General features: G+C 71.8%; 11 protein-coding genes. 4 read left to right on the forward strand and 7 right to left on the reverse strand.

The window, feature by feature from the left end; translation table 11 throughout:
* Positions 1-97: 97 nt before the first annotated feature.
* Together ACU6P3_RS14190 and ACU6P3_RS14195 are read right to left on the reverse strand one after the other, a co-directional pair.
* The gene (locus ACU6P3_RS14190; protein WP_447197420.1) at positions 98-1,210 is read right to left on the reverse strand and encodes an NADAR family protein; all 1,113 of its coding nucleotides are present in this window, start codon (positions 1,208-1,210) and stop codon (positions 98-100) included.
* Positions 1,211-1,290: 80 nt separating this feature from the next.
* A complete protein-coding gene (locus ACU6P3_RS14195) occupies positions 1,291-2,205 on the reverse strand; it encodes an alpha/beta fold hydrolase (protein ID WP_447197421.1) in 915 nt (304 codons plus the stop codon).
* Positions 2,206-2,313: 108 nt separating this feature from the next.
* Between ACU6P3_RS14195 and ACU6P3_RS14200 the strand changes: the two genes are divergently transcribed.
* Complete coding sequence (locus ACU6P3_RS14200) at positions 2,314-4,626, forward strand: AfsR/SARP family transcriptional regulator (RefSeq protein WP_447197422.1); 2,313 nt, start codon at positions 2,314-2,316, stop codon at positions 4,624-4,626.
* A gap of 68 nt (positions 4,627-4,694) precedes the next feature.
* Here ACU6P3_RS14200 and lysS read toward each other — a convergent pair whose 3' ends face one another.
* Positions 4,695-6,500 (reverse strand): lysine--tRNA ligase, encoded by a 1,806-nt coding sequence (gene lysS, locus ACU6P3_RS14205; protein WP_447197423.1) that lies wholly within the window; start codon positions 6,498-6,500, stop codon positions 4,695-4,697.
* A 228-nt stretch (positions 6,501-6,728) separates the two neighbouring features.
* On the opposite strand from lysS, the gene argS reads away from it, so the two are divergent.
* A complete protein-coding gene (gene argS, locus ACU6P3_RS14210) occupies positions 6,729-8,555 on the forward strand; it encodes an arginine--tRNA ligase (RefSeq protein ID WP_447197424.1) in 1,827 nt (608 codons plus the stop codon).
* A 246-nt stretch (positions 8,556-8,801) separates the two neighbouring features.
* On the opposite strand, the gene ACU6P3_RS14215 is transcribed toward argS, so the two are convergent.
* From ACU6P3_RS14215 to ACU6P3_RS14225, 3 genes are all read right to left on the reverse strand, one after another.
* Positions 8,802-9,854 carry a wHTH domain-containing protein gene (locus ACU6P3_RS14215; protein ID WP_447197425.1) on the reverse strand — a complete coding sequence of 351 codons (1,053 nt, stop codon included), beginning with the start codon at positions 9,852-9,854 and terminating at the stop codon, positions 8,802-8,804.
* Between the two features lie 63 nt (positions 9,855-9,917).
* Positions 9,918-10,883 carry an STM4015 family protein gene (locus tag ACU6P3_RS14220; protein WP_447197890.1) on the reverse strand — a complete coding sequence of 322 codons (966 nt, stop codon included), beginning with the start codon at positions 10,881-10,883 and terminating at the stop codon, positions 9,918-9,920.
* Positions 10,884-10,984: 101 nt separating this feature from the next.
* The gene (locus tag ACU6P3_RS14225) at positions 10,985-11,431 is read right to left on the reverse strand and encodes an ATP-binding protein (RefSeq protein ID WP_447197426.1); all 447 of its coding nucleotides are present in this window, start codon (positions 11,429-11,431) and stop codon (positions 10,985-10,987) included.
* A gap of 154 nt (positions 11,432-11,585) precedes the next feature.
* On the opposite strand from ACU6P3_RS14225, the gene ACU6P3_RS14230 reads away from it, so the two are divergent.
* Entirely contained in the window at positions 11,586-12,371 is a 786-nt protein-coding gene (locus ACU6P3_RS14230; protein ID WP_447197891.1) for a helix-turn-helix domain-containing protein, read from the forward strand.
* Positions 12,368-12,607 (forward strand): DUF397 domain-containing protein, encoded by a 240-nt coding sequence (locus ACU6P3_RS14235; protein WP_447197427.1) that lies wholly within the window; start codon positions 12,368-12,370, stop codon positions 12,605-12,607. Before ACU6P3_RS14230 ends, ACU6P3_RS14235 begins: the two co-directional genes overlap by 4 nt.
* Before the next feature lie 82 nt (positions 12,608-12,689).
* On the opposite strand, the gene ACU6P3_RS14240 is transcribed toward ACU6P3_RS14235, so the two are convergent.
* Positions 12,690-13,469 (reverse strand): DUF4232 domain-containing protein, encoded by a 780-nt coding sequence (locus ACU6P3_RS14240; RefSeq protein ID WP_447197428.1) that lies wholly within the window; start codon positions 13,467-13,469, stop codon positions 12,690-12,692.
* Positions 13,470-13,623 lie beyond the last annotated feature (154 nt).

Here is a 13,623-nt window from a genome sequence, read left to right on the forward strand (position 1 = left end):
CAGTGACAAAAAATCTCAAATATCCCGCCGCTGACCTCCCTGCGGCAATCAGGGAATAGGGATTCACACATTGCGGCCGATGAAGAGGAACGACGGGTCAAATGCCGGCCCGCAGGGCATGGAGTTCGGAGCGTACGAGTTCGAGGAGGCGGCCGGACCAGTTCCGACCGCGCCCGCCGTTGTCGCCCCAGAAGCCGGAGCCGGCGTCGTCGTAGACCAGGGTCGCGTCGCCGGTCGCCAGAAGGATCTCCGCCAGGGCCGGGTGCTGGGCGTACTTGGCGCGCAGGAGCCGTGTCATGACCGCGGTGCGGGCCTGCTCCCAGCCGTCGCGGCGTACGGCGTCGGCGGCGAGTGCGCGAGCCGCGTACGAGGATTCCGCTGCCGCGATCGCGGCCCTCGCCCCGGGTTCCGCCGCCGAGAGGGACCAGTAGGCATGGGCGACGGAGGGGTAGGTGACCCCGTCGACGTCGACGGGCGCGGGATAGTCGTCACGCAGACCGGCCGGCCCCGGGTCCTCCACCGCCCGCCGCGAGAACGTCTGGTAGAGGTGGACCGACGGCGCGAAGGAACCCTCCGGCCCGTCCGCCGGCACCCGCGAGGCCCCTTCGGCGATCAGCCCGTCCCGCTCCTCGAAGTACTCGACGGCCTCGTCGTACGCCTCCTGGCTGAGCGGCTCGTCGGACCAGCTCTCCATCACTCCGCCCGGCCCGGCCAGCAGTGCTTGGAGCGGCTGGTCCTTCCTGTCCATGTCGCCCAGCGCGTAAGGGCGTTGGGTCTCCGGAATGGCGAGGTAGGCGGCACGGGCGGCGGCGCGGTTCGACTCGGTACGGTCGGCGAGGAACACGTCCACGGCGTCGAGGCAGCGATCCGTCGAGTCGGGGCGGCCGTTGAGCTGGTCGATGGTGTCCCGTACCTCGGCGAGCAACAGTTCCGGGGTGTGCCAGGACCGCGCCTCCTGGAATTTCCACGCGGCCAGCTCGTGAGCGGACGCGTGGGCCCCCTCGGGAAAGGAGGTGGCGACCCAGCCGCAGCGCAGCTTCTCCTCGAATTCCTCGAGGGTGACGAGGCCCCAGCAGTCGACGAGCGCGTCCGCGAAGATGAACAGGTCGGTGAGGAAGAAATGGCCGCCGTTGTTGATGAAGGCGTGCCGCCAGGTGCCGGGTACGCGGACGCCGTCCGCCGTGCGATGGGTGATCCGTTTGCCGATCATGCGGTCATCATGCCGGGCCCGGAGGCCAGCGGCCCTCTTGCAGGACCACGAAAACCATAACGGGGAGGCGACGCCCCCGCTCAGCGTGCGATCAGCGCCCGGAGGGCCTTGACGACCTCGGCGGGCGCTTCCTCGGCCATGAAGTGTCCGCAGGAGACCGTCGTGTGCTCCAGGTCCGGCGCCCAGGCCCGCCACCGGCCGACCGCGTCGAAGCCCAGCGCCGAGCCCCAGTCCTGCTGGAGCACGGTCACCGGCATGCGCAGCAGGTTGCCCGCGTCGCGGTCGGCCTGGTCGTGGACGACGTCCGGGCCCGCGGAGGCCCGGTAGTCGGCCACGATGGAGACCACGGCCTCGCGGGACGCCCGCAGGTACGCCGCCCGCACCTCCGGCGGGATCGCGTCGCCGCTCAGCGCCCACAGGTCCAGGAAGTGGCCGAAGAACGCGTCCGGGGCGGCGCCGATCATCCGCTCGGGCAGCCCGGGGGGCTGCGCCATCAGATAGAGGTGGAAGCCGACGGCTCCGGCCGTGCCGCGCATGACGTCCCACATGTCCAGCGTGGGCAGGACGTCCAGCGACGCGAGGTGGCTGACCGCGTCCGGATGGTCCAGGCCGGCGCGGATGGCCACCAGGGCCCCGCGGTCGTGCCCGGCCAGCGCGAAGCGCTCGTGGCCCAGCGCGCGGGCGAGGGCGACGATGTCGGCGGCCATGGTCCGCTTGGTGTAGGCCGTGCCGTCGGTGTCGGCGGGCTTGTCGCTGGCACCGTACCCCCGCAGGTCGGGGCAGATGACGGTGTGGTCGGCCGCGAGATCGGCGGCGACGTGGCGCCACATCAGGTGGGTCTGCGGAAAGCCGTGCAGCAGCACAATGGGAGTGCCTGAGCCGGCGACGGCGACGTTGAGCGAGACGTCGTCGGTGACGGCCACACGCCGGTATTCGAAGCCCGGAATGACCGGGGTCGGGGCCGGGGCAGAGGCCGGGGCAGAGGCCGGTGTCATGGTGGATTCCTTGTCTCCGGGTGACGGACGTGTCGAGTCGGGTGACGGACGTGTCGAGCCTGGCGGACGCGAATCAGCACCCGGTCAGCGCGCAACCGAGAGGTGGAAATGGAACAGGTCGTGTTCGGCGTCCTCGGCCCCGTGGTCGCCGAGGGCCCCGCCGGCCCGCTCGCGCTGAAGGGCCCACGGCACCGCGCCGTGCTGGCCCGGCTGATCGTGGCCCGTCGCCGGATCGTCCCGGTCGGCCGCCTGGTCGAGGACCTGTGGGCCGATCCGCCGCCGGGCGCCGTGGGCGCCGTACAGACGTTCGTCGCCGATCTCCGCCGCGCTCTGGAGCCCGGCCGCGCGCCCCGTGCCCGCGCCCGTCTGCTGGTCACCGAGGGGCCCGGGTACGCGCTGCGCGCGCGGCCGGACGCGGTGGACGCCTGGCGCTTCGAAGCGGCACTCGCCGAGGCCGCGAAACCGCTCTCGGCCGACGGGGTGCCGGCCGACGGAGTGCCGGTCGACAGCGTGCCCGCCCGGCTGGAGGAGGCGCTGGAGTGGTGGCGGGGGCCCGCGTACGCCGGCATCCCCGACGACCACTGGGTCCGGGGCGAACGTTCCCGCCTCGCCGAACTGCGGCTCCAGGCCGTCGAGCGGCTGGCCGAGGCCCGGCTGGCCCTGGGCCTGGCCGCCGAGGCGGTCCCGGACCTGGACGCGCATCTGGCCGACCACCCGTGGCGCGAGGACGGCTGGCGGCTGCTGGCGCTGGCCCTGTACCGGGCGGGCCGCCAGGGGGACGCCCTGGCCGTACTGCGCCGTGCCCGCGCCATCCTGGGCCGGCAGCTCGGCCTGGACCCCGGGCCCCGCCTGCGCCGACTGGAGGCGGACATCCTCGCCCAGGACCCGGGCCTGGACCACCTCCCCGGCCCGGCCCCCGGCCCGACCGCGGGCACCGCCGCCCCGGCCACACGCCCGACCGACCACACCGCCCACACCCCCGACCCCGCCGCGCGCACCTCAGACACCGCCGCGCGCCCGACCGACCCCGCCACACGCACCGCGGACCTGTGGAACGAGGCCGCCGCCGCCTACGACCGCACCGTCGCCGTCGGCGCCCGCGCCCGGCTGGAGACCACCGCCGGTCTCGTACGCGATCTCGCGGTGACGGGCGGCGGCGGGCTGGAGGCGGCCCGGCGGCACCGTCCGGCCGCGATCGCCGCCGCCGAGGAGTTCGGCGACGCGGAGCTGACCGCCCGCGTGATCGGCGCCTTCGACGTCCCCGCCCTCTGGACCCGTGGCGACGACCCGGAACTGGCCCGGCACATCGTCGCCGCCGCCGAGCGCACCCTCGCCGCCCTGCCGGGCGGCTCCCACGACGCGGCGCGCTGCCGCCTGCTCGCCACCATCGCCGTGGAGACGCGCGGCAGCCGGTCGCCGCGCGGCCCCGAGGCCGCCCGCCGGGCGGAGGAGATCGCCCGCCGCCTGGACGACCCGGCGCTGCTCGCGTTCGCCCTCAACGGCGTGTTCATGCAGTCCTGCACCCGGGCCGGCCTGGCCCCCCGGCGGGACGGAATCGGCGCGGAACTGGTGGCGCTCGCGGCCCGGCACGGCCTGACCACCTTCGAGGTGCTGGGCCACCTCGTCCGGCTACAGGCGCGCTCCGCACTGGGCGACTTCCCGGCGGCCGATGTCCACGCCGCCGCCGCGGACCGCCTGGCCGCCCGGCACGAACTGCCGCTGGTGGGCGTCTTCACGCAGTGGTACGCGGCGCTGCGGCTGTCCGCTTCCGGGGACCGGGCACGGGCCGAGGCGGCCTACCGCGCCGCCGACGCCCGGCTGGACGGCGCCGGCATGCCGGGCCTGCGCCAGGGCCTCCTGCCGCTCGCACTGCTGAGCCTGCGCCTGCCGTCGGCATGTGCCCAGTACGCACGTCTCTCGTCCGTCCGTCTCCCCGACGCACGTCTCCCCGACGCACGTCTCCCGGACGCGCGTCCGCCGTACGGCACACCGGCGGACGCCGGCCCTACGCCCACCCCCGCCCCCGCGCCCGCACCCACGCCCGCCGCCACCAGCTCCGGCTACGGCTCCGTCACCGCCCTCGGCCCGACGATCGACCTGACGGAGGACTGGGGCCCCTTCCGGCCCTGGGCCGAGACCCTCGCGCTCGCGGCGGCCGGCCGCCGGGGCGACGCGCGGGACGCGCTGGCCACCCTGGCGGAGCCGGCACCCGACCTGATGTACGAGGCGTGCTGCTGCCTGGAGGCCGTCGCCGCACTCGCGACCGGTGACCGGACCGCGCTGGAACGGGTCCACGCCCGCCTGCTGCCGGCCTCCGGCGAACTCGCGGGCGCCGGCAGCGGGCTGCTCTCCTTCGGCCCGGTGGACCACTACCTCGCCGCCGTCGCCGCCGCACTGGGCGACTCGAGCAACTCCTTCTGAACCGAAGTGACGCACGGCCTCGCGGGCCCGGGGCATCCGAGGGCGCCCCGGGTACGGATCGAACGGCCCTACGCCCCCAGCAGCCGGCGCACCCGGTCCGCGCCCACCGCCAGCAGCAGCGTGGGCAGCCGCGGCCCCGTGTCCCGCCCCACCAGCAGGCGGTACAGCAGCACGAAGAACGACCTCTGCGCGGCCTTCAGCTCCGGCGTCGGCTTGGCGTCCGCCGCCAGCCCCGCCATCATCTTCGGCACGCCGTACACGAGCGTGGTCAGACCGTCCAGCGACCAGTGGCTGTCCAGGTCCTTGAGCAGCAGCCGCAGCGACTCCCGCCCCTCCTCGTCCAGCGAGCCCAGCAGCTCCCGGTCCGGCTCCGCGCGCACGATCGTGCGCGCCTCCGCCGGCACCTGCGTGGTGATCCAGTTCTCCGCGCGGTCCAGCCGGGGCCGCGCCTCGTCCAGCGAGGCCAGCGGGGACTCCGGCTCCAGCTCGCTCAGGATCCTGAGCGTCTGCTCCTCGGCGCCGGCCGTGATGTCCACGACCGAGGCCAGGGTCCGGTACGGCAACGGGCGCGGCGTCGCCGGCAGCGGCCCGGCGGCCGTGCTCGTGGCCCGCGTGTACGCGGCGGCGTCGGCCGGCAGCACGGAGCCGTCGGCGACCTTCCGCGCCAGCGCGTCCCACTCGTCGTACAGCCGCTGGATCTCCTGGTCGAAGGCGATCTTGAACGACTGGTTGGGCCGGCGGCGCGCGTACAGCCAGCGCAGCAGCGGCGCCTCCATGATCTTCAACGCGTCGGCCGGGGTGGGCACCCCGCCCTTGCTGGACGACATCTTCGCCATGCCGGAGATGCCGACGAACGCGTACATCGGGCCGATCGGCTGCACGCCGTCGAAGACCTCGCGCACGATCTGCCCGCCGACGACGAACGACGACCCCGGCGAGGAGTGGTCCACGCCGGACGGCTCGAAGATCACGCCCTCGTACGCCCAGCGCATCGGCCAGTCGACCTTCCAGACCAGCTTCCCGCGGTTGAACTCGCTGAGCCGGACCGTTTCACCGAAGCCGCAGCTCGTGCACGTGTACGACATCTCGGTGGTCTCGTCGTCGTACGCCGTGACCGTGGTCAGGTCCTTGCCGCAACCGCCGCAGTACGGCTTGTACGGGAAGTAGCCCGCCGAGCCGCCGCTGCCGTCGTCCTCGCCGGCCGCGCCGGAGCCCTCGGCGGCCTCCAGCTCGGCCTCGTCCGCCTTCTTCTGCCGCGCGGCGCCCTGCGCCGCGCCCGCGCCCTTGGCCGTACCCGTACCCGGGCCCTTGGCCTTGCCGCCGCCGGTCTGGTCGCCGCTCGCCTTGTCCTTCGTCCGGTACCGGTCGAGGATCGCGTCGATCCGCGCCCGGTGCTTCATCGCGTGCAGGATCTGCTCGCGGTACGCGCCCGACGTGTACTGCTCGGTCTGGCTGATCCCGTCGTACTCGACGCCCAGCTCGGCCAGCGACGCGGTCATGGCCGCCTTGAAGTGCTCGGCCCAGTTCGGATGCGGGGACCCCTCGGGCGCGGGCACGGACGTCAGCGGCTTGCCGATGTGCTCGGCCCACGACGCGTCCGTACCGGGAACGCCCGCGGGCACCTTCCGGTACCGGTCGTAGTCGTCCCAGGAGATCAGGTGCCTGACCTCGTACCCCCGGCGGCGGATCTCGTCCGCGACCAGGTGCGGGGTCATGACCTCGCGCAGGTTCCCCAGGTGGATCGGGCCCGAGGGGGACAGCCCGGACGCGACCACAACCGGTTTGCCAGGGGCACGTCGCTCCGACTCGGCGATGACATCGTCCGCGAAACGGGAGACCCAGTCGGTCTCGGTGCTCTGAGCCACGGTCGGCACGTCCTTCTTCTTTCTCGTACGCCGGATACGCCGGAAGGCGCTTCGGAAGGTGCTCCGGAGTGTGCTCCGGAAGGTGCTGGCGAACACCTGGCGCGGACCTGGCGAAGACGCCGGCGTTGATGGGCCCCACCATTCTCCCAGGTCCCCCCGACAGCGCGAAAACGGATTGCGCCCCCATGGGATACTGGACGGAACTTTCCCCGCACCCAACAGGAACGGCAGCCGGCCATGGCCTCGGTCCCCTCACTCGCATCGACCGTCGATCAGCGCATCGCGGACGCCCTCTCGGCAGCCCTGCCGGAGGCCGGTTCCGCCGATCCGCTGCTGCGACGCAGCGACCGGGCCGACTTCCAGGCCAACGGCATCCTGGCCCTCGCGAAGAAGCTCAAGGGCAACCCGCGCGAGCTGGCCGCCAAGGTCGTCGCCGCGATCCCCACCGAGGACGTGATCCAGGAGGTCGAGGTCTCCGGCCCCGGCTTCCTGAACATCACGGTCGGCGACCGGGCGATCATCGAGACCCTCGCGGCCCGCGCCGCCGACGCCCGGCTCGGCGTCCCGCACGCGGAGCGGGCGGGCACGACCGTGATCGACTACGCCCAGCCGAACGTCGCGAAGGAGATGCACGTCGGGCACCTGCGGTCCGCCGTGATCGGCGCGGCCATGGTCGAGATCCTGGAGTTCACCGGCGAGAAGGTGATCCGGCGCCACCACATCGGCGACTGGGGCACCCAGTTCGGGATGCTCATCCAGTACCTGATCGAGCACCCGCACGAGCTGGACCACCAGGCCGCCGGCGGCTCCCGGCCGGGCGCGGACCCGGAGTCGGAAACGGGCACTGGCACCGGCGCGGACGCGGAGACCTCCGGCGAGGAGGCCATGTCCAACCTGAACCGCCTCTACAAGGCCTCCCGGGTGCTCTTCGACTCCGACGAGGAGTTCAAGGCGCGCTCGCGGGACCGGGTCGTGGCCCTCCAGGCCGGCGAGCCGGAGACCCTGGCCCTGTGGCAGCGGTTCGTGGACGAGTCGAAGATCTACTTCTACTCGGTCTTCGACAAGCTGGACATGGAGATCCACGACCCCGACATCGTCGGCGAGTCCGGCTACAACGACATGCTGGAGGAGACCTGCCGGCTGCTGGAGGAGTCGGGCGTCGCCGTCCGCTCCGAGGGCGCGCTCTGTGTCTTCTTCGAGGACGTGAAGGGTCCGGACGGCAACCAGGTCCCGCTGATCGTCAAGAAGAGCAACGGCGGCTACGGCTACGCGGCCACGGACCTCTCCGCCATCCGCGACCGGGTGACGAACCTGGACGCGACGACGCTGCTGTACGTGGTGGACGCCCGGCAGTCCCTGCACTTCAAGATGGTCTTCGAGACGGCCCGCCGGGCCGGCTGGCTGAACGACGGCGTCAAGGCCGTCCAGCTGGCGTTCGGCACCGTCCTCGGCAAGGACGGCAAGCCGTTCAAGACCCGTGAGGGCGAGACGGTACGGCTGCAGGACCTGCTGGACGAGGCCGTCGACCGGGCGACCGCGGTCGTACGGGAGAAGGCGGAGAAGGCCGGGCTGGCCGAGCCGGAGATCGCCGAGAACGGCCGGTACGTCGGCATCGGCGCCGTGAAGTACGCGGACCTGTCGACCTCGGCGGTCCGGGACTACAAGTTCGACCTGGACCAGATGGTCTCGCTGAACGGCGACACGTCCGTCTACCTCCAGTACGCGTACGCCCGGATCAAGTCGATCCTCCGCAAGGCGGGCGACACCCGCCCCGCCGCCCACCCGGAGCTGCCCCTGGCCCCGGCCGAGCGGGCGCTGGGCCTGCACGTCGACCAGTTCGGCGAGGTCCTGGCGGAGGTGGCGGCGGCGTACGAACCGCACAAGCTGGCCGCGTACCTCTACCAGCTCGCCTCGCACTTCACGACCTTCTACGACCAGTGCCCGGTCCTGAAGGCCGAGACGGCCGAGCAGGTGGAGAACCGCCTCTTCCTGTGCGACGTCACGGCCCGCACGCTCCACCAGGGCCTGGCCCTCCTGGGCATCCGCTCCCCCGAGCGGCTGTAACGCGCCGCCGCACGGCCTCCGTGCGTTTTCGCGCCCCCGGTACGCGGTAACGCAACCGCACACGCAAGAGACACCGTCCGCCACCGTCCAGACGCACAACCAACGTGGCGGCGGCGTCACCGGGGGCGGAGAAGTGAGCGAAGCGAACTCCCGGGCCGGCGTCGTCGAGAGGCCGGCCCGGGAGGCGGAACCGGCCGACGGGCCGGGACCCGTGCCTCCCCGGCCCCGACGAGCGGCGGCCGGACCTCAGCCGCGCAGCGCCGCACGCACCTCCGGGTACTCGACCTCGTCCGGCAGCCGGTAGCCGAGTTCGGTCAGCCGCGCCGCGACATCCGCCGGACTCCGCCCCGTCAGACTGGCGCCGCGCAGAACGTGTTCGAGGTGGACGCCGTCCTGGAGCGAGCGGTCGACCGCCGTCAGCAGCCGGATGTCCGCCGGGTCCGCGGCCTCGGGCACCTTCGCGTTCTCATGCACAAAACGCCCCAGTTCGGCCAGTCTCGCGGCGATGTCCGCGGGACTCCGCCCCGTGGCGAGCGACGCGCGCAGGACGTGCGGCAGCGGCACCTTCACGTAACTGCCCGGATACAGCCAGGGCTCCCGGCCGTCGAGTTCCTGGCTGAGGATGAGCAGGTCGTCCTCGTCCAGGGGCTCGGACGGGGACACTCCGGTCGGACGGCTCGGCCCGTCCTCGGGCCGAGGCGTGGCGGGCGGCTCGAAGCCGAGTCCGGTCAGCCGGCCGGCGACCTCGTGCGGCTTCATCCGCAGCTCCCGCGCCGCTGTGTGTATCAGCGACAGGGGCACCTCGTCGTCCCAGTCCAGCCACTTTCCGTCCCCCTTGCGGTCGGTGCGGATCAGGACGATGTCCCGGGGTTCCGGGGTCTCGGGCAGCGGACGGTCCGCCGGGACCTCGTAGCCGAGCGCTGCCATCCGCCGGGCGACTTCGGCGGGGCCCTGGTTCGTGCGCCCCGCCGCCGCGAGTACGTACCGCAGCCGCACGCGCGCCTCGACACCGAGCCAGCGGAACTGGTCGTCCTTGCCCTCCGTGTTGACCAGCAGGGCGTCGGCGCGGTCGACGGTGGCGGGCAGCGGACCGTCGGGCCGCTCGATCTGCCCGTACCCGAGCTCGGTCAGCCGCGAGACGACGGCGTCCGCGCTCCACCCCATCGTGCCGGCGGCGAGCAGGACGTGTCCGTACGCCACCGTCCTGTCGGGGGCCAGCCAGGGGGCCTCGCCCTTCAGGCGGTAACTGGTGATCCGGAGGTCGTCCTGGTCCTCGAACGGGGGGTCAAACAGATACATCGTGGAACCTTTCGGCGGCGCGGCTGACGGACATGGGGGAGGAACCGGGCGCGGTACCGGCGATCATTCGGACACCGCGATGTAACGGCCGTTGCGCTCGTCCTCGTCGTCCCCCTCCTCGTCGTCCCACTCCTCGTCGTCCTCCTCCTGCTCCGGCTCGCGGCGCCCGAGGAGGTTCACCCGGACGCCGGCGGGCTCCAGGGCCGTCCATATCCGCAGCATCATGTCGTGGCTGAGGTAGTGGTGCGAGAGGTCGAGTTCTTCGAGGTGGACGAGTGGCTGCCCGTGCAGCAGCGCCTCCGCCCCCTCGTCCGACAGCGTGCCCATGGACAGGCTCAGGGAGGTCAGTCGCGGTACGACCGGGGCGGAGGCGACGGCGGCGGCCAGCTCGTCCTGGATGGGACTGTTCTGCACCCCCAAGTGCCGCAGGGCGGGCTTGCCTTCGCCCTCGAGGAGCGGTGCGAGCTGTTCGACGGTCGTGCCGCCCCCGTACCAGTCGTCGCCCAGCCACAGCTCCAGCCGCTCCAGGGAGGGCAGGTCGGCGGCGGCGATGTCCGCCGCCGTGGCGGGCGGCAGCCCACCGGACTCGATGCGCAGAGAGCGCAGCCCCGCATGACCCGACACGGGGAACTCAAGCCCGTCGCCGCCCCGGACAACGAGCTCCCGCAGATGGGGGAACGCCTCCAGGAGCGGCCCGAGATCGCCCTCCTCGATCGAGGAGATCATCTTCTCGTCGTCTTCCAAGTCGTTGAGGAAGAGCGCCTCGAGGCCGGTCAGCCGGGAACTCAGGTCGATGAGTTCCTCGTGGGGCAGGTAGTGCGCGCCGAAGCCGAACACCAGCGCCCGCACCTTCTCCAGCTCCACCGTGCTGGTGAAACGCTTCCAATAGTCGTGGTAGTCCTCGTCGGTCGGGTACGGCCCGGTCGCAAGGCGCCAGGCGACGGAGTCGGCCTCGGGGAGAAGCGTGGCGGGGGTGTACTGCGGAACGGTCACTACGGGGAGTCCGTAGAAGTTCTGCTGATGTTGCACGTACGACAAGGTGGGGCTCCTGCGGCTCCGTGTCCGACAACTCTGCGTACACGTTCTAACAGCCGCCTCTGACAACGCGGCCCGAGCGGCGGCCCCGGCGCTCACGTGGCTCGCGCGCCCTTGAGGGCGAACTCGCACCACACGATCTTCCCGGGGTCACGCTCACCGACGCCCCACGCGTCGGCGACCGCCGCCACGAGCAGCAGCCCCCGCCCGGATTCGGCGTCGGCGGCCACGCCCGAACCGGCTGCCGCCCCGCCCGGCTCTCGCAGGCGCGGCTGCCCGCCACCGCTGTCGTGCACCTCCACCCGCAACGGCCCGCTCTCGCGCCACCACAGCCTGAGCAGATACCCGCGTCCGGGCGGCACGCCGTGCACGAGCGCGTTGGTAGCCAGCTCGCTCACACACAGCAGTACGTCGTCCACCCGTGCCCCGAGCCCCCAGTCCGCGACTGCGGCACGGGCGAACTCCCGGGCGGCGGGGACGGACTGGCGCTCGCGGCGGTAGAAGCGCTCGCGCAGGAGATGGTGCTGCATCGTCTCGTTCACGAGGCGATTGTCACTGGCTGTGATTACGCTGTTTCAGTGCGTGGATCCGTACAAGAAATCTGTACGGGCGGCGCCACGTAACGTACGAGCACGGGCGGGGAGTTGAACAGGCATGCAGCCCAGAAAACGACAGCGGCGCAAGAACGCGTCGGCGATGAAACTGGTCGGCCAGTTGGTGGCGGTGTTCCGGCAGGCGGCGGGGTTCACGCAGGCGCAACTGGCCGAGCGTATCAACGTGCACGAGGAGACGATCTCCTCCATCGAGCAGGGCCGACGACCGCTGAAACCGGACATGGCGGAGGTGCTGGACGGCCTGCTGGAGACGAAGAAGGCGCTGGCGACGGCGGTGGAGAACATGCCGGAGGTGGACCTGATCCCGGCGTGGGCGGAGGAGTACATCGACCTCGAAGGTGAAGCCGTTGCGCTGTCCTGGTTCGAGAACCAGGTCCTGCCCGGACTGCTCCAGACCAAGAACTACGCACGCGCGGTTTTCCGCTCCAAGGTCCCCGTCATCAGCAAGGACGAGATCGAAACGCAGGTCGCCACACGACTCCAACGCCAGGAGATCCTGCTCCGGGACGTGCCCCCGACGATCAGCTTCGTCATCTCAGAAGCGATTCTCCTCGACAGGCTGGGCGGCGACGAGGTGTACGACGAGATGCTCCGACATCTCCGCGCGTGCGCGGATCTCCCTGGCATCAGCGTTCAGGTCATGCCACTGGGCCGCCAGTCACACGCCGCACTCTCCGGCCCGTTCATCCTGCTGGAAACCCCCGACCATCAGCACCTCGGGTACACCGAAACCCAGCGAGGCAGCCAGATCGTCTCAGACCCGAATGAGGTCAGCATCCTGGCTCAGAAATATGCGATGCTGCGAATGCAGGCCCTCAACGCCGAAGAATCGAAGGCCCTGTTGGACCGGCTGCTAGGAGAGCTATGAACACCGCACTGGAGTGGTTCAAGTCCAGCTACAGCAGCGAGGAGGGCGGCGCCTGCATCGAGGTCGCCTACCACTGGCACAAGTCCACCCACAGCGGCGACGAAGGCGGACAGTGCCTCGAGGTCGCCGCCCACCCCGCCGCCATCCACGTCCGGGACTCCAAGAACCCCACGGGCCCGGTGCTCACCGTCGCCCCCACCACCTGGGCCGCCTTCACCGGTCACGTCACCCGTTAGTTTCTGCCTGCCGCAGGATCACGTGGGGCCGGCGGTCGTCCGCCGGCCGGTCCACGGCGCGCTGTCGGCCCGACGGCCGTCGTCAGCTGAGCGCGTTCTCCATCTCCTGCTGCCAGTACGTGACCCGGAGCGAGTCGTCGATGTAGACACCGTCGGCGGGCAGCGCCGGGGTGGCGCCCTTGCCGACGCTCTCGTTGCCGGAACGGCCGTGGAAGTAGACGGACAGGGAGTTCTCGGTGTGGCCGTTCGAGCCGCTGCCGTCGCCGGCGGACAGGATCACCGCGGCGTATCCGGACTGCCCCGGCTCGAGCGTGACGACCGCCTGCGGCTTGGTGTCCTCCATGACCGGCGGCACCGACTGGGCCTCGCCGAAGGCGACCGCCGGGTAGGTGTAGAGGAAGCACGGCTTGCTGCCGGTGTTGGTGACGGTGAGCAGCATGTGGTTCAGGGGGCGCTTCAGCACGGACGCGACAGTCTTGGTGTTGGAGCCCTCGCATGTGACCGGCGTGGCGGAGGAGCCGGAAGCGTTCTTGCCGGCGGAGGCCGGGGCCTTCGTGTCGGCGGTGTTCGCCGCCTCCTCCGAGCCACCCGTCCCCTCGGACTGCTCGTCGGCCGACGACGCGGATTCGCCGCCCATGGCTTCCTGGGAGGCGGACTCCTCCGACTTGTCGGACGTGTCCTTGGAGGGCGACTCGTTCACTGACGCGCCTGCCGGGGCCGCGGCGCCCGCGTCCTTGATGCCCGTTCCCTCGCTGCACGCGGTCAGGGAGAGCGCGGCGAGGACGACGGACGCGGCGGCGCCCACGAGACGGGTGCGGGAAGTACGGGCGGTACGGGTACGGGAGTTACGGATGCCGGACATGCGGGAGTCCCCCTTGGGTGTTCGGGTCGGTGTGGTGCTTGGATGACTGAAGCTTGTGGGGTGATCCGTCCCAGCCGCCACGCTCGGCGGGCAGTTGGGGACGCTGGAACGCCGAAACAGGCTCTGACCAGGGGAGATACCGTGCCCCTGGAAC

The organism is Streptomyces hebeiensis (assembly GCF_052983195.1).

Coding starts and splice junctions, on each gene's coding strand:
- ACU6P3_RS14190 (WP_447197420.1), bottom strand. CDS start 1,210: ATGATCGGCAAACGGATCACCCATCGCACGGCGGACGGCGTCCGCGTA.
- ACU6P3_RS14240 (WP_447197428.1), bottom strand. CDS start 13,469: ATGTCCGGCATCCGTAACTCCCGTACCCGTACCGCCCGTACTTCCCGC.
- ACU6P3_RS14235 (WP_447197427.1), top strand. CDS start 12,368: ATGAACACCGCACTGGAGTGGTTCAAGTCCAGCTACAGCAGCGAGGAG.
- ACU6P3_RS14215 (WP_447197425.1), bottom strand. CDS start 9,854: ATGTATCTGTTTGACCCCCCGTTCGAGGACCAGGACGACCTCCGGATC.
- ACU6P3_RS14200 (WP_447197422.1), top strand. CDS start 2,314: ATGGAACAGGTCGTGTTCGGCGTCCTCGGCCCCGTGGTCGCCGAGGGC.
- ACU6P3_RS14230 (WP_447197891.1), top strand. CDS start 11,586: ATGAAACTGGTCGGCCAGTTGGTGGCGGTGTTCCGGCAGGCGGCGGGG.
- ACU6P3_RS14195 (WP_447197421.1), bottom strand. CDS start 2,205: ATGACACCGGCCTCTGCCCCGGCCTCTGCCCCGGCCCCGACCCCGGTC.
- argS (WP_447197424.1), top strand. CDS start 6,729: ATGGCCTCGGTCCCCTCACTCGCATCGACCGTCGATCAGCGCATCGCG.